At 67.9% G+C, this 19,410-nt stretch carries 17 protein-coding genes; 10 read left to right on the top strand and 7 right to left on the bottom strand.

Annotation, left to right across the window (positions count from 1 at the left end; all coding sequences use genetic code 11):
- Positions 1-16: 16 nt before the first annotated feature.
- From mdh to Strain318_RS07635, 4 genes are all read left to right on the top strand, one after another.
- Positions 17-946 carry a malate dehydrogenase gene (gene mdh, locus Strain318_RS07650; protein ID WP_367885116.1) on the top strand — a complete coding sequence of 310 codons (930 nt, stop codon included), beginning with the start codon at positions 17-19 and terminating at the stop codon, positions 944-946.
- A gap of 69 nt (positions 947-1,015) precedes the next feature.
- Positions 1,016-1,672 carry a succinate dehydrogenase cytochrome b subunit gene (locus Strain318_RS07645; protein WP_367885115.1) on the top strand — a complete coding sequence of 219 codons (657 nt, stop codon included), beginning with the start codon at positions 1,016-1,018 and terminating at the stop codon, positions 1,670-1,672.
- A 14-nt stretch (positions 1,673-1,686) separates the two neighbouring features.
- Entirely contained in the window at positions 1,687-3,609 is a 1,923-nt protein-coding gene (locus Strain318_RS07640; protein ID WP_367885114.1) for a fumarate reductase/succinate dehydrogenase flavoprotein subunit, read from the top strand.
- Positions 3,606-4,403 carry a succinate dehydrogenase/fumarate reductase iron-sulfur subunit gene (locus Strain318_RS07635; RefSeq protein ID WP_367885113.1) on the top strand — a complete coding sequence of 266 codons (798 nt, stop codon included), beginning with the start codon at positions 3,606-3,608 and terminating at the stop codon, positions 4,401-4,403. Before Strain318_RS07640 ends, Strain318_RS07635 begins: the two co-directional genes overlap by 4 nt.
- Before the next feature lie 34 nt (positions 4,404-4,437).
- On the opposite strand, the gene Strain318_RS07630 is transcribed toward Strain318_RS07635, so the two are convergent.
- The 5 genes from Strain318_RS07630 to Strain318_RS07610 form a co-directional block, all read right to left on the bottom strand.
- A complete protein-coding gene (locus Strain318_RS07630) occupies positions 4,438-5,679 on the bottom strand; it encodes a hypothetical protein (RefSeq protein ID WP_367885112.1) in 1,242 nt (413 codons plus the stop codon).
- 56 nt (positions 5,680-5,735) lie between these two features.
- Positions 5,736-6,671, bottom strand: a complete 936-nt coding sequence (locus Strain318_RS07625; protein ID WP_367885111.1) for a hypothetical protein — start codon at positions 6,669-6,671, stop codon at positions 5,736-5,738.
- Between the two features lie 30 nt (positions 6,672-6,701).
- On the bottom strand, positions 6,702-8,864 hold the full coding sequence (locus Strain318_RS07620) for a serine/threonine-protein kinase (RefSeq protein ID WP_367887896.1): 2,163 nt from the start codon (positions 8,862-8,864) through the stop codon (positions 6,702-6,704).
- A 105-nt stretch (positions 8,865-8,969) separates the two neighbouring features.
- On the bottom strand, positions 8,970-10,988 hold the full coding sequence (locus Strain318_RS07615; RefSeq protein WP_367885110.1) for an Ig-like domain-containing protein: 2,019 nt from the start codon (positions 10,986-10,988) through the stop codon (positions 8,970-8,972).
- 36 nt (positions 10,989-11,024) lie between these two features.
- A complete protein-coding gene (locus tag Strain318_RS07610; protein ID WP_367885109.1) occupies positions 11,025-14,153 on the bottom strand; it encodes a S9 family peptidase in 3,129 nt (1,042 codons plus the stop codon).
- Positions 14,154-14,245: 92 nt separating this feature from the next.
- On the opposite strand from Strain318_RS07610, the gene Strain318_RS07605 reads away from it, so the two are divergent.
- Positions 14,246-14,740, top strand: coding sequence for a hypothetical protein (locus Strain318_RS07605; protein ID WP_367885108.1), 495 nt, complete (start codon positions 14,246-14,248; stop codon positions 14,738-14,740).
- On the opposite strand, the gene dcd is transcribed toward Strain318_RS07605, so the two are convergent.
- Positions 14,737-15,288, bottom strand: a complete 552-nt coding sequence (dcd, locus tag Strain318_RS07600; RefSeq protein ID WP_367885107.1) for a dCTP deaminase — start codon at positions 15,286-15,288, stop codon at positions 14,737-14,739. The genes Strain318_RS07605 and dcd overlap by 4 nt on opposite strands.
- 89 nt (positions 15,289-15,377) lie before the next feature.
- On the opposite strand from dcd, the gene Strain318_RS07595 reads away from it, so the two are divergent.
- A complete protein-coding gene (locus Strain318_RS07595) occupies positions 15,378-15,917 on the top strand; it encodes a hypothetical protein (RefSeq protein WP_367885106.1) in 540 nt (179 codons plus the stop codon).
- Complete coding sequence (locus Strain318_RS07590) at positions 15,917-16,777, top strand: hypothetical protein (protein WP_367885105.1); 861 nt, start codon at positions 15,917-15,919, stop codon at positions 16,775-16,777. The genes Strain318_RS07595 and Strain318_RS07590 overlap by 1 nt, the downstream gene beginning before the upstream one ends.
- Here Strain318_RS07590 and Strain318_RS07585 read toward each other — a convergent pair.
- A complete protein-coding gene (locus tag Strain318_RS07585; RefSeq protein ID WP_367885104.1) occupies positions 16,759-17,424 on the bottom strand; it encodes a hypothetical protein in 666 nt (221 codons plus the stop codon). The genes Strain318_RS07590 and Strain318_RS07585 overlap by 19 nt on opposite strands.
- 248 nt (positions 17,425-17,672) lie before the next feature.
- On the opposite strand from Strain318_RS07585, the gene Strain318_RS07580 reads away from it, so the two are divergent.
- From Strain318_RS07580 to Strain318_RS07570, 3 genes are read left to right on the top strand one after another with little or no spacing between them, the layout of a single operon-like run.
- Entirely contained in the window at positions 17,673-18,077 is a 405-nt protein-coding gene (locus Strain318_RS07580) for an NADH-quinone oxidoreductase subunit A (protein ID WP_367885103.1), read from the top strand.
- Entirely contained in the window at positions 18,068-18,697 is a 630-nt protein-coding gene (locus tag Strain318_RS07575) for an NADH-quinone oxidoreductase subunit B (RefSeq protein WP_367885102.1), read from the top strand. The genes Strain318_RS07580 and Strain318_RS07575 overlap by 10 nt, the downstream gene beginning before the upstream one ends.
- Positions 18,694-19,404, top strand: coding sequence for an NADH-quinone oxidoreductase subunit C (locus Strain318_RS07570; RefSeq protein WP_367885101.1), 711 nt, complete (start codon positions 18,694-18,696; stop codon positions 19,402-19,404). The genes Strain318_RS07575 and Strain318_RS07570 overlap by 4 nt, the downstream gene beginning before the upstream one ends.
- The last annotated feature ends 6 nt before the right edge of the window (positions 19,405-19,410 follow it).

Here is a 19,410-nt window from a genome sequence, read left to right as displayed (position 1 = left end):
GCTGAGACTCGATTCAATGGTCAACAAGATTACGGTCGTCGGAGCCGGCAATGTCGGCGCCACCGCGGCCCAGCGTATCGCCGAGAAGGAACTCGCCCGCACCGTGGTGATGGTGGACGTGGCTGAGGGCATCCCGCAGGGCAAGGGCCTCGACCAGTGGCAGTCGGCGCCGATCGAAGGGTTCGACTCGCGCGTCATCGGCACGAACGGCTACGACGAGACCGTGGACTCCGACATCGTCGTCATCACCGCCGGCATCGCCCGCAAGCCGGGGATGAGCCGCGACGACCTGCTCAACACCAACGCCGGCATCGTGAAGTCGGTGGGTGAGGCCATCAAGAAGACCTCGCCGAACGCGATCGTCATCGTCGTCTCCAATCCGCTCGACGTGATGTGCTGGGTGGCCAAGGAAGCCACCGGCTTCCCGAAGGAGCGCGTCATCGGAATGGCCGGCGTGCTCGACACCGCCCGCTACCGCGCCTTCCTCGCCACGGCGATGGACGTCTCGGTGCGCGACATCCAGGCGATGGTGCTCGGCGGCCACGGCGACACGATGGTGCCGCTCATCTCGTACACGACCGTCTCCGGCATCCCGATCACGCAGCTGATGGACAAGGCGACGCTCGACGCGATCGTCGACCGCACGCGCAACGGCGGAGCCGAGATCGTGAAGCACCTCAAGACCGGCTCGGCATACTACGCGCCGTCGTCGGGCGCGGTGCAGATGGTCGAAGCCATCGTCAACGACCAGAAGCGCATCCTGCCGTGCTCGGCCTGGCTCGAAGGCGAGTACGGCGAGAAGGGCATCTTCCTCGGCGTGCCGGTGAAGCTCGGCCGCAAGGGCATCGAGAAGATCATCGACGTGTCGCTCACCGCGGACGAGAAGGCGGCGCTGGCGAAGAGCGCGCAGGCCGTGCGCGAGCCGATGAGCGTAGTGAAGCTGTAACCAGCTGATTCCCGGGAGGTGCCGATTGGTACCTCCCGGTTTCGTCTCTGACCCCCGCAGAGGACTCTGATGTCGGCGTTGCTGCAATTCTGGGAATCCACCATCGGCAAGAAGTGGGTGATGGCCGTGACCGGCATCGGTCTCGTGCTGTTCGCCTTCGCCCATATGGCCGGAAACCTGCAGGTCTTCATGGGCGCGGGCGTCTTCAACGACTACGCCCACAAGCTGCAGTCGCTTGGGCCGCTGCTCTGGATCGGCCGCCTCGGACTCCTCGCGATGGCCATCCTGCACATCATCTCGGCCCTGCAGCTGACGGCGCGGGCGCGCGCCGCGCGCCCCGAGGGCTACGTGAAGATGGAGCCGCAGATCTCGACGCTGGCCTCGCGCACGATGCGCGTCGGCGGGATCATCCTCGCGGCGTTCCTGATCTTCCACATCCTGCACTTCACCACGGGGCAGCTGCACCCGGCGTTCAGCAAGGGCGGGGCCTATGGCAACGTGGTGCTGGGCTTCCGGGTGTGGTGGGTGGCGGTGTTCTACATCGTCGCCATGAGCTTCTTCGGGTTGCACCTGTACCACGGCATCTGGGCCGGCGCTCGCACGCTCGGCATCTCGAAGCCGAATCCGATGCCGATGGAGCGGAAGCTCGCGCTCGGCGCCGCCGTCATCATCTGGGCAGGATTCATCGCCGTTCCGATCGGCGTCCTGCTCGGCATCGTCGACTGAGGACACACCCCCCAATGGCACTCAAGCTCGACGCCAAGATCCCCAGCGGACCGCTGGCCGAGAAGTGGGACAAGCACCGCTTCGAGATGAAGCTCGTGAACCCCGCCAACAAGCGGAAGTTCAGCGTGATCGTCGTGGGCTCCGGCTTGGCCGGCGCCTCGGCGGCCGCCACGCTCAGCGAGCTCGGCTACAACGTCTCCTGCTTCTGCTACCAGGACTCGCCGCGCCGCGCGCACTCGATCGCCGCACAGGGCGGCATCAATGCCGCCAAGAACTACCGCAACGACGGCGATTCCGTGCAGCGGCTGTTCTACGACACGATCAAGGGCGGTGACTTCCGCGCCCGCGAGGCCAATGTGTACCGCCTCGCGCAGGTGTCGGTGGACATCATCGACCAGTGCGTGGCGCAGGGCGTGCCGTTCGCGCGGGAGTACGGCGGATTGCTCGCCAACCGCTCGTTCGGCGGCGCGCAGGTCTCGCGTACGTTCTACGCCCGCGGCCAGACGGGCCAGCAGCTCTTGCTCGGCGCCTACCAGGCGCTGGAGAAGGAGATCGCCAGGGGCGGCGTGACGATGTACGAGCGCCACGAGATGCTCGAGCTGGTCGTCGTGGACGGCAAGGCCCGCGGCATCATCGTGCGCGACATGGTCACCGGCGAGATCGAATCGCACGCGGCCGATGCCGTGCTGCTCGCGACCGGCGGCTACGGCAACGTCTTCTACCTCTCGACGAACGCCAAGGGCTGCAACGTCACGGCGACGTGGCGCGCGCACAAGAAGGGTGCGGCGTTCGCGAATCCCTGCTTCACGCAGATCCACCCGACCTGCATCCCGGTCGCCGGCGACCATCAGTCGAAGCTGACGCTGATGTCCGAGTCGCTGCGCAACGACGGGCGCGTGTGGGTGCCGAAGAAGCGCGAGGACGTGGGCAAGAATCCCTGGGACATCCCCGAGGAAGACCGCGACTACTACCTCGAGCGCAAGTATCCGTCGTTCGGCAACCTCTCGCCCCGCGACATCGCCTCGCGCGCCGCGAAGGAAGCCTGCGACGACGGGCGTGGCGTGGGCCCGGGCGGCCGCGGCGTCTACCTCGACTTCGCCGACGCCATCAAGCGCCTCGGCGCCAAGGCCATCGAGGAGCGCTATGGCAATCTCTTCGAGATGTACCAGCGCATCACGGACGAGGATCCGTACAAGCGTCCGATGCGCATCTACCCGGCCGTGCACTACACGATGGGCGGCCTCTGGGTGGACTACAACCTGATGAGCAGCATCCCCGGCCTGCACGTGCTTGGCGAAGCGAACTTCTCCGACCACGGTGCGAACCGTCTCGGCGCCTCGGCGCTGATGCAGGGCCTGGCCGACGGCTACTTCGTGATCCCGTACACCATCGGCGACTACCTCGCGAGCAACAAGCTCGACAAGGTGACGACCGACCACCCGGCATTCCGTGAGGCCAAGGAGCAGGTGGAGCAGCGCACGAAGAAGCTGCTGAGCGTGAAGGGCACGCGCACGGTGGACTCGTTCCACCGTGAGCTCGGGCAGATCATGTGGGACAAGTGCGGCATGGCGCGCGACGCCGCGGGGCTCAAGGAGGCGCTGGTGCGCATCCCGAAGCTGCGCGAGGAGTTCTGGCAGAACGTGCGCGTGCTCGGTGCGAACGAGGAGATCAACCAGTCGCTGGAGAAGGCCGGCCGCGTAGCGGACTTCCTTGAGTTCGCCGAGCTCATGTGCATCGACGCGCTGCATCGTGAAGAGAGCTGCGGCGGGCACTTCCGCACGGAGCACCAGACGGAAGACGGCGAAGCGAAGCGCAACGACGCGGAGTTCGCGTATGTGGCGGCTTGGGAGTATGCGGGGGAGGGGAAGGCCCCGATCCTGAACAAGGAGCCGCTCGAGTTCGAGAACGTCCACCTGAGCACGCGGAGCTACAAGTGAGCGGGTCCAGCACGGCCACTCTCAACCTCACGCTGCACGTCTGGCGCCAGAAGGGCCCGAACGCGCAGGGCCAGATGGTGACGTATCCGGCGCCGAACATCAGCCCGGACATGAGCTTCCTCGAGATGCTCGACGTCGTCAACGAGCGTCTGATCGAGAAGGGCGAGGAGCCCATCGCGTTCGACCACGACTGCCGCGAAGGCATCTGCGGCAGCTGCGGCATGATGATCAACGGCGCTGCGCACGGGCCGATGAAGCTCACGACGACCTGCCAGCTGCACATGCGCAGCTTCAAGGACGGCGAGCAGATCTACATCGAGCCGTGGCGGGCGAAGGCCTTTCCGGTGATGAAGGACCTGATGGTCGATCGCTCGGCGTTCGACCGCATCATCCAGGCCGGCGGCTACATCTCCGCACCGACGGGCACGCCGCAGGACGCCAACGCCCTGCCGATCCCGAAGCCGGATGCCGACCTCGCGATGGACAACGCGGCCTGCATCGGCTGCGGGGCCTGCGTCGCGGCCTGCCCGAATGCCTCGGCGTCGCTGTTCACGGCGGCGAAGATCAACCACCTCGCCGTGCTGCCGCAGGGGCAGCCGGAGCGGCGGAAGCGGGCGCTGGACATGGTGGCGCGGATGGATCTCGAGGGGTTCGGCGGGTGCTCGCTGTTCGGGGAGTGCATGGCGGCCTGTCCGAAGGGGATCTCGATCGACGCCATCCAGCAGATGAACCGCGACTATGCGGTGGCGATGGCGACGAAGAGCGAGGCGAAGGAGTGGACGGGCTCGGCTTGAGCCGAGCCCGTCGCACGTCATCCTCACTCACTGTTCACGTTTCGTCGACGTCGACCTCGCAGCACCCGCCGAAACAGCGAATCCATATGGTCTCGTCGTCTTCTCGCCAGCGCCAGCGAACGACCGGGGGAATGTAGAAGCCCGGTGGATGCGACCGGTGTTTCACGCAGAAGTACCGTGCACCTCCAGGGCGCTCGATTCTCGCGTACCACCGCCCATCCTCCGTGGGTGGGCAGGACGATTCGTTCAAGATGACCTCGTTCTTGATTGGCGCGCAGGAGCGTCCGTCGCCGAGGCACAGGGAAACGATGGCACGGGGACCGGCGACGAGCCTCTCGCTGTTTCCGACCAAGTTCAGCATGTGTTCGTACTGCCCGACCTCCGGGGCCATGTTGATTTCCGCAACGGGAATCCATTCGCCGATCGTCGGCTTGTTCGCGGCGAACGCCGCCAGCTGCGCGGTGGGGAAGATCGTACCGCGATTGCGGCCGACGACGAGCCGATCGTTGCGCCACTCCGCCAGATACTGTTCGTCGTAGTACCCCTTCACGCGCAACGCATTGAATGCGATGGCGGCGGTCGGAAGTCCATCGACATGGGAGCGGGAGCCACCAAAGCCTTCTTGGCCGATTTCGCACCATGAGTCGCCGCAGCGCACGCTCACGAACTGTGTGCTGGTAACGGGATCCCAGTCCCAGCGTACGACGTTGTAGAGGGTGTCCGGCAACGTGCGGCTCGCTGCCTGCGGCTTGGTGGCGCGGACGGCGAGTGTGAGCGACTTATCGTTCGCAGCGGTAGCCGTGTCGAGGCAATCGTGGTCCTCGCTCGCCGCACGAACCCACGCGTCATAGCCCTGACGGGTGCGCTGTACCCAGATACAGCTCAGTTCCGCGGTTAGGTGCAGGGGATCGTACTTGCCTCCGTACGGGAAATACACCAGTGCCAGCGCGCGGGGCGTGCTGAGGCTGGCGTCCGTGTACGTGCCGCCGTCTTTGTTCACAAACACCCCGGCAATGTCACCGTACGTGTAGCCATCCTGTTCATTGCCCAGGACGAGGCGCTGGCAATCGTTCAGCTCGGGCACGTGCGCACCGACGCCTGCGAAAGTCGTGACCTCCCGCTTGCTCCTCCGCCAGTCATGCGGGCATTCCGGTAGACCCGCGACCGCGATGGGCTTCGAATGGGGCGTGATGACGCGCGGTCGCTTCCTGCACGTGGCAACGGATGCGACGACCAGGAGCAGCGAAACCATCAGCAGCGTACGATTCTTGGGCATCGGGCCCTCCGAGGGTGGCGTTCCGACCTGCTGCACGGGCTGCGACCCGTGTCCTGCTACTGTTTTCCGGATGGCCAGAGCGTCAGCATGCCGCGCGCTTCTGCATCGGCATTGGCCCACAGTTCCGACACGGCGCCGGTCCAACGTCTGGCGGTCGCGCTGTCCTGCATCGCCGCAGCGATGTGTCCGCGAAGTGCCATGGCGCGCACGAACGCAACGACTCCGACAGGATCGAACTCTGGTGCTGACTGACGCTGTGCGCGGAGGGCGGCGTCGAGCCAGTCGGCGGCCATCGCGATGTGACCGCCGCGCACCAGCAACGCCACTTCCGCAATGAGCGCGTCAAGGGCGGCCGTCTCCGCCGGCGACCAGTCCGTCCGCAGTGCGATCAAGTCCTGAAGACCCGCGTGCAACGCGAGCGAGTCCCCACGTGCTTCAGCGTGAATGAGGCGAATGAGATAGTCGTCGTCGAGTCCGGTCAGGAGCTCCGGTGGTAGGTGTCGCGCGGGATACGCGAGCGCCTCCGCGCGGGAAAACGCGCTGGCTCGTGTCGCGCTCCGGACAGGCTCGGGCATCACCGTGCTGATGAGCGAGTCCACTCGCCACGCGCGGCGCGCCAGCGAGGAATCGGGAGCGCCGATTCCCGCGGCGAGGTGGAGCGCGAGGATCTCTGCATCCAGCATGAGGCGGCCCTCAGCATCCGGGCGCACCCGTGACGCGGGGACGGAATCGTGAACACGGAGGAGGTGGGCGAGACGTCCTGCCAGCACGGCGGCCGCGAGCTCGGCAGCGTCGCCATCCGCGGCGATGGCTGTGCGAAGCAGCGAGTCGGCGACCAGTCGTGCGCGACGCAAGCTCGGGAGTTCATCCGGCACGCCCAGTCGGACGCGCATCCACACTTCGGTCGCGGCCAGCTGCCGCCGCTGCAGCGGTGTCGTGGCGAGCGCCCGCGCCCGCAGCAGCGTGTCCAGCGCACCGGCGTCACCGAGCATCTGTAGTGCGAGCGCCTGTGCCTCTCGTGCCTAAGCGCTCTGCGGCGCGGCAGACGTCCATACGCTGGTGATGTCGCGGAACAGCTCCCGTTGCTGCCGGACGACCTCGCGCGCCGACCGTCGCCGGAGATGCGCGACACTCGTGTCGGCGCCGGACATCTGTGCAAAGGCGATCGGAGCCAGGACCAGCGAATCGCCGTCGATCATTGGGAATGCAATCATGCGAGCGCCGGACTCCGCGACGCGGGCAGTCCGGACGCGGTTCATCGAAAGGAATAGCAAGCCACGCACGCGCTCGTACGCTCGGTCTCGCAGCGCATGGTGCATCGTGGGCAACTGCTGGAACGCGCGGAGGTAGTACAGCTGAGCGGTGTGGAACGAGCTTCGGAAGCGCCAGCCCGTCGGCGCCGACGGATCCCGCAAGACGATGTTGTCTCGATCGCGGCAGAGCGCTGCGCTGTACCAGCCAGAGAACTCCAACGGGGCCGTCGCCGTCAACGCCTCCCACTCGACACAGGCCTTGGGGCGATTGTCCTCCGTGAGCGCGAGTAAGGCTGTCGCGTGTCGTCGGGCAACTGCATTGGTGGCACGCGCGCTATCTTGCGCGACGGCCTGAGCGGGCAGCAGCCACTTGGCGGGTGCCTCGTCCCGCCAGAAGCGCACGAGTGATAGCCACAGTGCGGCTTCGGTGAACTTCGGGTCGCGGCGCCATGCCTCGTCGAGAAGCGTCGCGGCCGTGTCGAGGGCCCAGCGGTCGAGGCTGCCCCGTCCCGCGAGATACAGCTGGGCCGCCTCCACGCTTGCGGTGCGCAACGCGGGGAGGTCGGTGTCGCCGCGTGGCGCCCCGCGGAAGAGCAGGCTCGCGACGGCGCGTGCGGCCAGTGAGTCGCGACTCACCCACGTCCCCGCCGGCAGCCGTTCCGTATACTCCGCCAACGTGATCGGTCGCCGCCCCGCCGACGAAAGCACGGCCCGCAGTTCCAATCCCGCGTCGGTCCGCACCACACTCCCGCGGATGAACCGGCCGGCCCCAAGATCGCGCGCGACGCTCCCTGCGCGGCGGGACGAGAGCGGGCGGTCGCCAATGGCATCGTCCACCTGGAACGCATCCACGAGCGCGACGCCGTCCCAGCGCGCGAATGCGCGGCGCAGCAGCTCCGTCGCCGCCTCGCGCTCCGAGGCATCACCCTCAAAGGGGAAGAGCACGACGCGCGTCGTGTCGGCAAGGCTGTCACGATGCGCCGCGAGCCGCGAAGCCGAGCTGGTAAGGGCGATGGTCCCGACCACGGCAAGCGCGACGACCGCGGCGAGCGCGATGCGTGAGCGCCGCCACGTTGGCTCCTCCGCGGGCGGCGCCTGCAGCTCCGCGAGCGCCGCATCGATGGCCGCAATCAGCTCGCGGGCGCTCTGGAACCGCTCCGCCGGCTGCTTGGCGAGCAGACGCGCGACGAGCGAATCGAGACGCGGTGGCACCTCCGCACGCAGGCTCCGTACCGCCGGCGCCGGCGTGACGGCGTGCTGCCCGAGCACGGTGGCGTACGCAGCGGCCGCGAAGGGTGGCTGGCCGACGAGCATCTCGAAGAGCACGCAGCCCAGGCTGTAGAGGTCGGACCGGTGGTCGAGCTCGGGATCGCCGGCGCTCTGCTCGGGCGACATGTAGGCGGGGGTCCCGAGGCGGAGGCCGGTGCCGGTGGTCCAGGCGCCGATGTCGGCACTGTCGAGCGCACGGGCGATGCCGAAGTCGGCGATCATCGCGTTGCCCGAGGCGAGCAGGATGTTGGCGGGCTTGATGTCGCGATGCACGATCTGGCGCTCGTGCGCGTGCGCGAGGCCCTCGCAGATCTGGCGGGTGATGCGCAACGCATCGGCGATCGGCAGCGGACCGCTCTGCGTGAGCAACTCGCGCAGCGTGCTGCCCTCGACGTAGGGCATGACGAAGTAGAGGGCGCCGTCGACTTCGCCCGATTCGATGACCGGGATGATGTGCGGGTGCACGAGGCGCGCTTCGAAGTCGATTTCCCGACGGAAGCGCTCGCGGGCGTCGGGATCGGCCGAGTCGACGCGCAGCACCTTGAGGGCAACGGTGCGCGGCAGGCGGAGGTCGCGGGCGCGATAGACGACGCCCCAGCCGCCGCGTCCGATCTCGTGCTCGACGCGGTAGCGGCTAGCGAGATCCTCGACGAGTCGCTCGATCCCGGTGTGCAGTGCTGCCTCGTTGAAGCGAGCGCCCTAGCATACGGCGGGCCTGCGAGGCGTGCAAGCGCGCCCAGGGCACCAGCGGGCGCTCACGGCGGGCGCTTACGGCGCGCCGCGCGTGACGTCGAGGCGGGTGCTGGTGCCGCTGGGGGCTCGGACCTCGATCCACGCGACGCGGGCCGCCGAGAGGTCGCTCAGCGGGATGGCGACCGCGATCGGGCGCTCGCTGTCGCTGTGGTCGAGGCGGCCGAGGGCAAAGCGCCGCTGTGCGAGCACCTCGCCCGATGCATCGCGCGCGATGGCGACCCAGTCGCCGGCGTCCGGGGCATCCGCATACGTGGCCGGGAGAAGCACCGCATGGCGCAGGGACACCTGCCCGGTCGCCTGCACGGCGCCGTGGACGACGACGGCGCGGGTCGGCGGCGTCGCCTGGCGCGCGGCCAGCGTGGCGCTGCCGCGGAACGTCAGCATCGCTGCATAGCTGTAGGTCGAGATCCACACTGGCGTGCAGTAGCCCATGGTGTCCCCGTGGTTGGACGAGATGCTGAACGCCCGCTCGGCGACCCCGCGTTGGAAGGAGTGTGTGTCATGGCCACCCTCGCCGACGCGGCCGCCGGGGTCCGGGAAGTTCACGTCGGTCCCGGTGGCGCCACCGCAGGGCGCGTGATTGCGACCGAGGTTATGCCCCAGCTCGTGCATCACGAGCTCACGCGTCTGCGACTCGCGGAAGAACCAGTTCGTGTTGATGACGCCGAAGGTGCGCGTGCCCGGCCCGAACGAGGCGCCGTTGCTCGGGATGAACCCGAAGCCCCCGAAGGTCGCGAAGGTGAAGCCCGCTGGGGGTTGCACCACGCCGACCCAGTGCGCGTCTGCGTACTCGGCGCTGGCCACACGCTCCACGTCCAGCTGCTGCAGCAGCGCAATCCAAAAGGCACTGCCGGCGCCGTTGGGCGGCGCGCCGAACGAGGTGCTGGTGGCAAACGGCGGCGCGATGCTGAACTCGATCGCGCCAACGGGTGCGATCTGCCGGATGACGCGCAGGTACTCCTCGGCGTTCGCCGCCGACACCACGCCGGTGGTGTTGTTGTGCGCCGTGAGCGTCACGGGCACGAAGCGCAGCTTGAGCGTCGGCGGCTGCACGACCGCGAGTCCGGCGCGGCCGATGCGTGGGTACCGGTCGGTGGCGGCGTCGGCGTCGCTGAACTCCCCATCGGGGTTCCAGCGCAGCTCCCACTGCAGGCCAGGGGCAAGCTCGGCCGCCGGAACGAGGAACTGCAGCGTCGGGTTCGCGGCTGTCGTCGCGCCCGCCGGAATAGTGGCGCTGCGACGTGCCGACCATCGCGTGGCGCCGTTCGCGTCGGTGAGACGCAGTTCAAACACGCTCGGCGCCGCCATCGCCGATGGCGCGGAGGTCATGACGTTCACGACGGCTGCACGGCCGCCCGTGAGCATCGGGATCGTGCCCTCGGCGTTCTGCGACGCCTGCGTCCACGAGGCGTCGGTGATGGCGACGTCGAAGCCGGCTGGCAGGCCGTTCTCCACCGTCACCGTGACGAGCACGGAGTCGCTTCCCCGGTCGCCGGTCGCGAGGACGTACGTGCTCCCGGCCCCGACGGCCGTCACGAGGCCGCTCGCGTTCACCGAGGCGACCGCAGCATCGCGACTCAGCCAGTTGAGGGTGCGGTCGGGAAGGGCGGTGCCGACGGAATCGTAGGCGACCGCCGCGACCTGTTGCGCGGCCACGGCGAGCGGTGTGCGCGTGAGCGCGATGCCGGGGCTCGTGATGTCGATGGTCGCGACCGGGACGGGCGCAACCGTAATCGCGAATGCTCCGGTCCGTTCCTCCGATCTCGCGCGCACGACCGCCGTGCCAGGCAGGCGTGCCGTCACGAGCCCGTTGTCGTCGACGAATGCAAATCCCCAAGGGTCCACCGACCACTCGATGCGCCGGCCCGTGAGGACGTCACCGGATGCCGAGCGCAACGTCGCCGTCATCTGGACCGTCTGGCCGCCTCCTGGACCAACGAGCAGCGTGGCGGACGGGGCCGTCACCTCAATGGAGAAGACGGCCACCGCCGGCCCGCTGTCCGCGCAGGCTGCGAGTGCGAGCGCGGACAGCACACACAGGCTCCGGCGCAGCACCCTGCGCGACATGCGCTACGGCACCACCCGCGGCACCTCTGCCTTGGCGTCAGTCAGCGACCGCCGCGCCTTGAGATGCGACTCCATCTGCAGCCGCGGCACACCATCCGTGAGCCACTGCGGCGCGGGCTGGTCGCGGAGGAACGTGTCGAACCACTCCGTCATGCGCAGCGCGTAGTCCTTCTGGTTCGCGGGGCGGGCAAGCCCGTGATTCTCGCCCACATACTCCAGCAGCACGACTTCCTTGTTCAGGTGCCGCAGGTGGTTGTAGTAGGTGATGCCTTGGTTGAAGTCCACCGCGCCGTCCCGATCGTTGTGCAGGATCATGAACGGGATGTTCAGGTTCTGCGCGAAGGCCTGCGGCGAGTTGCGCCGGTACGCCTCGGGCACCTCGTTCGGGCTGCCGGTGAAGCGGCCCTGGCTCGAGATGAAGATCGACGCGTCGGTGCTGCCGGTGTTCCAGTAGATGCTGCCGAACATCGAGACCATGTCCGTGAGCGGCGCGCCGGCGACGGCGGTCTTGAAGATGTCGGTCTGCGTCGTGATGAACGTCGTTTGGTAGCCGCCCCAGCTGTGGCCCTGCAGGCCCACACGCTCGGCGTCGATAAGCCCCGTGGCGATCGCCGCCTTCACGGCCGGCACGACGCACCAGACCGCGCTGCGGCCCGGATCGTCGAGATGATACGTGATGTCCGGCATGAGGTACGCATAGCCGCGCGACGTGTAGACGCCGACGTTGGCGTAGCGCGTGGCATTCGGGGCGGGGTAGACGTTGTAGCTCTGCGACAGCAGCTCGTAGATGTACGTGAGCATCGGGTACGTCTTGCCCTGCTCGTAGCCGGCGGGCAGGTACAGCACCGCCTGCCGACGCGCATCGCTGTTCTCGCACTTGTACTCGATCAAGCGCGCGCCGGGCGTCCACGCAACCTCCGCTTGCTGCGGGTTCGCGGTGGTGAGCCGCCGCGGATTCGCGAGGCCGGCATCGGCCACATGCCAGTCGGGGAACTGCGTCGCCGTCTGCCGCGTGAAGGCCCAGACGTTGGCATCACGCGCCCGGCGATAGTCGACCTTGGCGTCTTCGTCGGAGATCACACGCACGCCGCCACGCGCGACGTCCACCTGCACGAGGCCCTCGCGCTTGGTGTACTCGCCGTAGGTCTCGACGAACATCGGCGCGGCCGGGTCGATGCCGCGGCGATCGCGGTTGTCCCACGTGACTCGCGAGAGATACCGCGTGTGGCTGCTGCGGCCGTTGCCGGTGAGGTTCCGCGCGCCGCCGGCGATCGGCAGGCGCCAGATGTCCCAGTTGTCGCGCACGAGGATGCTGGCGTTGTCGCGCGTCCAGCCGAGCAACGCGCCTCCGATCGGCGGCTTCACTTGGTTGTGGTCGTCCTCGTCATCCCAGAAGGCGTTGTTGACGCCCTGTGTCACGACCGTCGTGCGGCCGCTGGTGAAGTCGTAGACCTTCCAGTCGCCCGAGTCGTAGTACGCATACTTGCTGTTGTCCGGCGAGAAGGCCGGCGTGACCCCGCCGAAGCCACCGCCCGGACCGCCCGGCACCTTGGCCTGCACGAGCTTGCGCTCGCCGGTCTGCAGGTTCACGGCGTAGATGTCGCGGAACTGATAGCCGCGGATGCTCGCCTCGCGCTCGTAGGGCGCGACGTCACTGGCGATGCCCCAGGTATCGCGGGGGCCACGCTGCAGGTTCCGCACCGAGTCGTTGCTCAGCGGGACGAGCGTCTTGCTCGCGAACTGATACGACGCCACGTGCACGAAGTTGCGGTCCTGGTTCTCCTGGACCTGCTGCGTGGACTGCGTGCGCGTGTCCTTCCAGTGCCAGAGGACCAATGACGGGACGTCGGCATCGGTTTGCGGCGCGGCGGCGAGTCGGCCGCCCGCGCCGGCACCAGGGGCAGGCGCGCTGGACGCGCTGGCTCCGGGCCCGCTTGTGCGCGGGCGCGGCGGACGCGGGGCGCGCAGGCCGACGTAAAGCGCGTTGGCCGTGGCGCTGAACGCGATCGCATAGTCCGCGCTGAGCACCTGGCCGGCGGGCAGGCCGCTGGTCTTGCCGTCGACAATCAACACCTCAGCGGGCGTCGCGACGCGCGGCCACACCAGCGCGGTCACGAGCTCGTCCACGCTGTTGCTGGTGTCGGAGTCCACGCGCAGTGCCGCGAGCGCAGTGCTGGAGTCCGCCCAGGTGATGCGGCGATAGCTGGCCTTCTCGGTGTCGAGCACGCGCGTCTCGCCGGTGGAGAGACGGCGCAATTGCAGCGAGTTGCCGAGTTCGTCGGGCGTGGCGATGGCGTAGGCGATCCACTGCGCCGCATCGTCGAACGCGAACTCCGAGACGTTGGCGATCGGAATGGGCGGCGCTGACGGCGCTGCAAGATTGATGAGATGCAGCACCGTACCGCTCGGCGAGGCGCTGCCGCCCGCCGCAGCGCCGGCGTTACCGCCCGAGGGCGCGGCGAAATGGATTGCGAGCCAGCTCGAGGTATCGCCGGCGAAACGGAAGCTGCGCACGTTCTCGAACTCGCGCCGCGTGCCGTCGGACATCGTCACGACCATCAGCTTCGGCTGGGCGGCCTGCCCGTTTGCTCCACTCGCACCACCCGCACCACCCGCACCGCCAGCACCACCGCTGCGCCCTCGCGAGCGGGCAGACTCGGCACTCGGACGCACATAGAACGCAGCCCAACGGCTGTTGCCGCTGACCGTAAGCGAGGTGCCTGCGGGACCGGCACCGCCGGCTCCGGGTGCCGGCGCGGAGCCGACGGGAATCCGGGTCTCCGCTGCGCCGGCGGCCGTGCCGCGGATGACCACCTCGGCGTCGCCTTCGTTCGGCGCCAGTTCGTAGGCGAACCAGCGTCCGTCATGCGAGAGCTGGGGGTTGCGGATGTTCTTCCAGCCGAGGAGGTCGGCCAGCGTGAGCTGGCGGCCGACCGACGCAGGAGGCGTCCAGCGCGAGACCGGCGCGGCGCTGGCGGCGCCGTAGGGCAGGCTGAGCTGGGGGTTGGCCGCCGTCTCCTGGGCCGCGTTACGGGCGGGCGCCTCAGCGCGCTGCTGCGCGAGGGTGGGGCCGGCGACGAGAGCCAGCAGGCCAAGGGCGAATGCCGAGCGGGTCACGAGCGGAAGTCGCATGGTAGCTAACGGGGTTCTGGGTGGTCGATGCATGATGCTACGTGCGTGAAGGGCGAAGCGCTATCTTGCGGGGCCTCCTACCACAGCACCCCGTGATTCCCTCCAAAGCCACGCCCAAGCGCCTGTCCCTGTTCCGCGAGCTGCCTGCCGAGCGCCGCGTCGCCCTCCTGACCAAACTCATCGCGGCCAATCGCGACACACGCGCCCTGTTCATCCAGCGCATGGTGGCGCGCGGCGGCGGGTTCCGCGCGGTGACGCTGCAGTCCTGGGCGCCGGCCAAGCTCGCGGCGGAAGTCGTACGGATGAACGCGCAGACGGCCGAGGACGAGCTCGATCTGCTGCATGCGCTCTACGTCAGCGTCGAGCCGCAGATCCAGGAGACGTTCCTGCAGGCGGCCGGCGTGAAGGCGGAAGGCGCCGTGATCGACGAATCGCTCACGGCGCCCTTTGCGGACGAGGATGGGGTGCGGCGCGGCGCCGCGGCGGTGCTCCAGCGCTTCGGCGAGGATGGCAAGCACTATCTGCGGACGATCGCGCACTACAATGCCGCGGCGTGGCCGGGCATCACGGCCCTCGTCGCGGACTAGATCTTCGGCAGCGTGACGCCGACCTGTCCCTGATACTTGCCCTTCTTGTCCTTGTAGCTCACGAGCGGCCCTTCATCGCCCTCGAAGAACAGCACCTGCGCGATCCCTTCGTTCGAGTAGATCTTGGCGGGCAGCGGCGTCGTGTTGGAGATCTCGAGCGTGACGTAGCCTTCCCACTCCGGCTCGAAGGGCGTCACGTTCGTGATGATGCCGCAGCGGGCATACGTCGACTTGCCGACCGTGATGGTCATGACGTTGCGCGGGATGCGGAAGTACTCGATCGAGCGCGCGAGGGCGAAGGAGTTGGGCGGCACGATGCACACATCGCCCTCGTATTCGACGAAGCTCTTGGGGTCGAAGTGCTTCGGATCGACGATGCTGTTCAGCACGTTCGTGAAGATCCGATACTCCGGCGCGACGCGCATGTCGTAGCCGTAGGCGGAAACGCCGTAGGAGACGACGCCCTCGCGCATCTGGGAGCTCTCGAAGGGCTCGATCATCCCCTTCTTGGCCTGCTCGATGATCCAGCGATCGTTCTTGATGGACACAGTGTGATCGGTGAGGGTGGGGCCAGTGCCGCTCGCGGGAAATCTGCCCCGGGTTCCCGCCCGCCGAAACCCCGGCTTATACTTCCGTGATGCGACGCGTCCTCCCGGCAGTCCTCGCGCTGCTCCTCGCCGCCTCCGCAGTCCCGGCCGTTGCCCAAGCGCCGGTGGCCGACCCGCGTGACGTCAACTCGATCGACGCGATCATGGCGGCCGTCTATGACGTGATCTCCGGCCCTGCGGGCCAGCCCCGGAACTGGGACCGCTTCCGTTCCCTCATGTCACCGCACGCGCGGTTGATCCCGACCGGCATCAGCCGTTCGACGGGCCAGCCGGTCCACCGACCCATGACCGCCGAAGCGTACATCGCGGAGATCGGCCCCCTGCTGGAGCGCGACGGCTTCTTCGAGCGCGAGTTGGGCCGTAAGGTGGAGCGGTACGGCAACATCGTGCACCTGATGAGCGCCTACGACTCCAAGCGCACGCTGCAGGACGCCGAACCGTTCGCGCGCGGCGTCAACAGCTTCCAGCTCTGGTTCGACGGGACGCGCTGGTGGGTCGTGACGATCTTCTGGGAGCAGGAGTCGCCGGCGAATCCCATTCCCGCCGAGCTGCTGCGAGGCAGTCCGTGATGCGCCGCTGGCCTGCCGTCGCCATCGCGGCGTTCGTCGCGGGTTGCGAGCCAGTGCGGACGACGGGCGGCGCGAACATCTTCCTCGACGGCAGCGACGTCGGCGAGCTGCGCGGCGCCAACCTGCGGGAGGCTTCCGGCCTCGTCGCGTCGGTGACGTATCCGGGTCACTACTGGCTCCACAACGACTCAGGCAACGACGCGGAGTTGTTCCTGATCGATTCCACGGGCGCGGCACAGCTGCGCGTGCGCGTCGAGGGCGTCGCGAACCGCGACTGGGAAGACATCGCCCGACGCGGGGACACGCTGCTCATCGCCGAGACGGGCGACAATGATGCCCGCTGGGATACCGTGTTCGTGCATGCCGTGATGGAGCCGAAGTCTCGCGCCGACAGCACGGCGAGCGTGCTCGCGACGTTCCCGTTCCGGTACCCCGACGGGCCTCGCGATGCCGAGACCCTGCTGGTCGATCCGCTCACTGGTGACTGGTTCATCGTCAGCAAGCGCGAGGAGCGCTCGCGGCTCTATCGCTACCCCGCGCCGCAGCGCCCAGGTGTCCTGGTAACACTCGAGCGGGTTCCGGGCGAGCTGCCGTTTCGGCTCGCCGTCGGCGGCGACGTCTCCGCCGACGGCCGCGAGGTGCTCGTGAAGACCTACGATGCGGTCTACTACTGGGAGCGGCGAGCGGGCGAGTCGCTCGCCGAGACCCTCGGGCGTACCCCGATGCCGCAGCCGTACACCGCCGAGCGCCAAGGCGAGGCGATCGCCTTCACGCTTGGCGGGACGGCCTACATGACGACCTCGGAAGTCGAGCTCGACGTTCCGCAGTTGCTGCTACGCTATCAGCGACGCCTGCCGTAGTTCAACGAAAGCCCGATCCCGAACAGGGGCTCGTCGAAGGACGCGTTGAGCGGCAGTTGCACGCTGGGTCGCAGGCTCAGGGATTCGCTCATCACGAAGCCGAGTGCCACACCGAGCAATCCGTAGGTGTCATTGACGTCGTCCGGCGCGAAGCCGCCGCGCACCGTGAATGCATCGCGCTGCACGCTGGCCTGCACCGACGGGACCAGCGCGAAGCGCGGCCGCTGCAGCAGCGTGCCACCGAGTGCGAGGCCGAACCCGTACGACCGCGTGGTGAGTTCGCCGCCGGTCCCGTTGTAGTCATCGGTGGCGAGACCGTAGCTGGCGCGAAGCAGGGGACAGGCCTGCACGCGGCTGCTGCTGGTGATCGGTACCTGGTAGCCGAGGGTGCCGGCGAGGCGCAGGTTGGGATCACCGCCCCGGTACGAATAGCTGTTCGCGCCGAGGCCGGCGAACACGGTGTTGCTACCGCTGACGAAGCTCGCGCCGAGCTGGTCGAAGTCCGACGAGAACGTGTAGTCGCCCGCCAGTTGGAGATGATTGGTGGCGAACGATGGGTTGCCGAGGCAGGCCTGTGCGGCCGCGGTGGCCGGCACGAGAGCGGTGAAGGCGAGGGCGGGAAGGACCGTGCGAATCGAGTGGCGCATGCAGGCCTCAGAAAGGGGAGTCGAACGAGTGCGCCAGTCGTACCCGATTGCCCGGAATCGGTTCGTTGCATCGGCCGTGGCAATGCAGATGAACTGATTCGGGATTGGACGCCCAAGTCCAATGCGCACTACGAGTTGCGGCGACGAAGCGGTTGCAATGCGCGTGTCGTCGGGATAGCTTCCCACCCGAAAGTATGAAGCTCGTGAAATAATTCACGAATCGCGCTCCGACCCCCATCTCCCCCCGAATGGAACGGACGTACCTCCCCGTTCTCCTGCTGCTCGGATTCGTGGCCGTCAACGCGGTCTTGATCCTGGGCCTGTCGCACTATTTGACCCGTCACCGCCCGACGCCGGTCAAGCAGGAGCCGTACGAGTCCGGCATGCCGGTCCTCGGCGATGCCCGCGAACGCTTCTCCGTGAAGTTCTACATGGTCGCGATGCTGTTCATCGTCTTCGACGTGGAGACGGTGCTGCTCGTGCCGTGGGCGGCGTACTTCCAGCAACTGTCCTGCAAGGTGCCCCTCGTGAACGGGGTGTGCGCGCCCGACCAGGTGACCTTCTACGGCTTCGGCACGATGCTGGTCTTCATGACCGTGCTCGTGGCGGGCTTCATCTACGAGTGGAAGAAGGGAGCGATGCAATGGGATTGATCACGCAGCCGGATCCGGCGACGGCGGTCTCGTACAACCCGCAGTCGCAGGAAGGGTGGATCACCACCCGCCTCGACTTCCTCGTGAACTGGGGCCGCGCGAACTCGCTGTGGCCGATGCCCTTCGGCACCGCGTGCTGCGCGATCGAGTTCATGGCCACCGCGGCCTCGAAGTTCGACCTCGCGCGCTTCGGCATGGAACGCATGAGCTTCTCGCCGCGCCAGAGCGACGTGCTCATCTGCGCCGGCCGCGTGCCGTTCAAGCTCGCGCCGGTGCTGCGCCGCATCTACCAGCAGATGCACCAGCCCAAGTGGGTGATCTCGATGGGCGCCTGCGCCTCGTCGGGCGGCATGTTCGACTCCTACGCGGTGGCGCAGGGCATCGACACGATCATCCCGGTGGACGTCTACGTCCCGGGCTGCCCGCCGCGTCCGGAAGGCCTCATCTACGGCATCATGATGCTGCAGAAGAAGGTGATGCAGGAGCGGATGTCGAACGAGTCGCTGCGCGATGAGTTCATGGCCGACCCGACCTCGCAGCTCTACATCCCGCCGTCGCGCATCGACGAGCTCTCCGAGCCGTTCGGCAACTCGGTCCATCAGACGCGGTCGGCGCCGTGAGCAAGCACAGCACTCCCTCCTTCACGGTCGTGCGCCCCGGGAACCCGGGCGAGCAGCCGACCACGCCGACGGGCATCGCCCACCGCGGTGGCGCCATGAACCCCAGCGTCGAGGCGCTGCGCGCGCGCTTCGGCTCGGCCATCGGCCGCGCCGAGGTCGTCTGGGGCGACAGCACTGTATACGTGGACCGCGCGAAGGTCGCCGAGATCGCCGCTTGGCTGCAGGGCGACCCGGACCAGTCATACGAGATGCTCGTCGACGTGACCGCCGTCGAGTACCGCGACGCGATGCGGGCCATCGAAGTCGTCTGGCACATCCGCTCGCTCAAGTTCCGCCGCTTCCTGCGTCTCAAGGCGGAGTTGCCGAAGGACGGCAAGACGCCGCTCGCCGTGCCCAGCGTGTGGGGCGTGTGGAAGGCCGCGGATTGGATGGAGCGGGAGTGCTACGACATGTTCGGCATCGAGTTCACGGGCCATCCCGACCTGCGCCGCATCCTCATGTGGGAGCAGTACAAGGAAGGCTATCCCCTCCGGAAGGACTTCCCGATGCGCGGGCGCTTCTCGCGCTCGGAGCAGCTCCGCCAGGCGCTCGCCGCGAATCCCGAGGCACGCTACTCCAAGGAAGAGCTCTCGATCGCCGATGCCTTCGAAGACCTGCCCCTCGACATGCGTCGTCGCCTCGGTGGCGGCGCGCAGACGGGAGAGTGAGCGCGA

Origin of the sequence: Pseudogemmatithrix spongiicola (assembly GCF_030623445.1) — a bacterium.
Lineage (GTDB): Bacteria > Gemmatimonadota > Gemmatimonadetes > Gemmatimonadales > Gemmatimonadaceae > Pseudogemmatithrix > Pseudogemmatithrix spongiicola.
This window is presented reverse-complemented; position numbering and strand designations above follow the sequence as displayed.

Bases quoted from the DNA above. Each gene is read 5' to 3' on its own strand.
- mdh (WP_367885116.1), top strand. From the start codon at position 17: ATGGTCAACAAGATTACGGTCGTCGGAGCCGGCAATGTCGGCGCCACC.
- Strain318_RS07645 (WP_367885115.1), top strand. From the start codon at position 1,016: ATGTCGGCGTTGCTGCAATTCTGGGAATCCACCATCGGCAAGAAGTGG.
- Strain318_RS07640 (WP_367885114.1), top strand. From the start codon at position 1,687: ATGGCACTCAAGCTCGACGCCAAGATCCCCAGCGGACCGCTGGCCGAG.
- Strain318_RS07630 (WP_367885112.1), bottom strand. From the start codon at position 5,679: ATGCCCAAGAATCGTACGCTGCTGATGGTTTCGCTGCTCCTGGTCGTC.
- Strain318_RS07625 (WP_367885111.1), bottom strand. From the start codon at position 6,671: ATGCTCGGTGACGCCGGTGCGCTGGACACGCTGCTGCGGGCGCGGGCG.
- Strain318_RS07610 (WP_367885109.1), bottom strand. From the start codon at position 14,153: ATGCGACTTCCGCTCGTGACCCGCTCGGCATTCGCCCTTGGCCTGCTG.
- Strain318_RS07595 (WP_367885106.1), top strand. From the start codon at position 15,378: ATGCGACGCGTCCTCCCGGCAGTCCTCGCGCTGCTCCTCGCCGCCTCC.
- Strain318_RS07590 (WP_367885105.1), top strand. From the start codon at position 15,917: ATGCGCCGCTGGCCTGCCGTCGCCATCGCGGCGTTCGTCGCGGGTTGC.
- Strain318_RS07585 (WP_367885104.1), bottom strand. From the start codon at position 17,424: ATGCGCCACTCGATTCGCACGGTCCTTCCCGCCCTCGCCTTCACCGCT.
- Strain318_RS07580 (WP_367885103.1), top strand. From the start codon at position 17,673: ATGGAACGGACGTACCTCCCCGTTCTCCTGCTGCTCGGATTCGTGGCC.
- Strain318_RS07575 (WP_367885102.1), top strand. From the start codon at position 18,068: ATGGGATTGATCACGCAGCCGGATCCGGCGACGGCGGTCTCGTACAAC.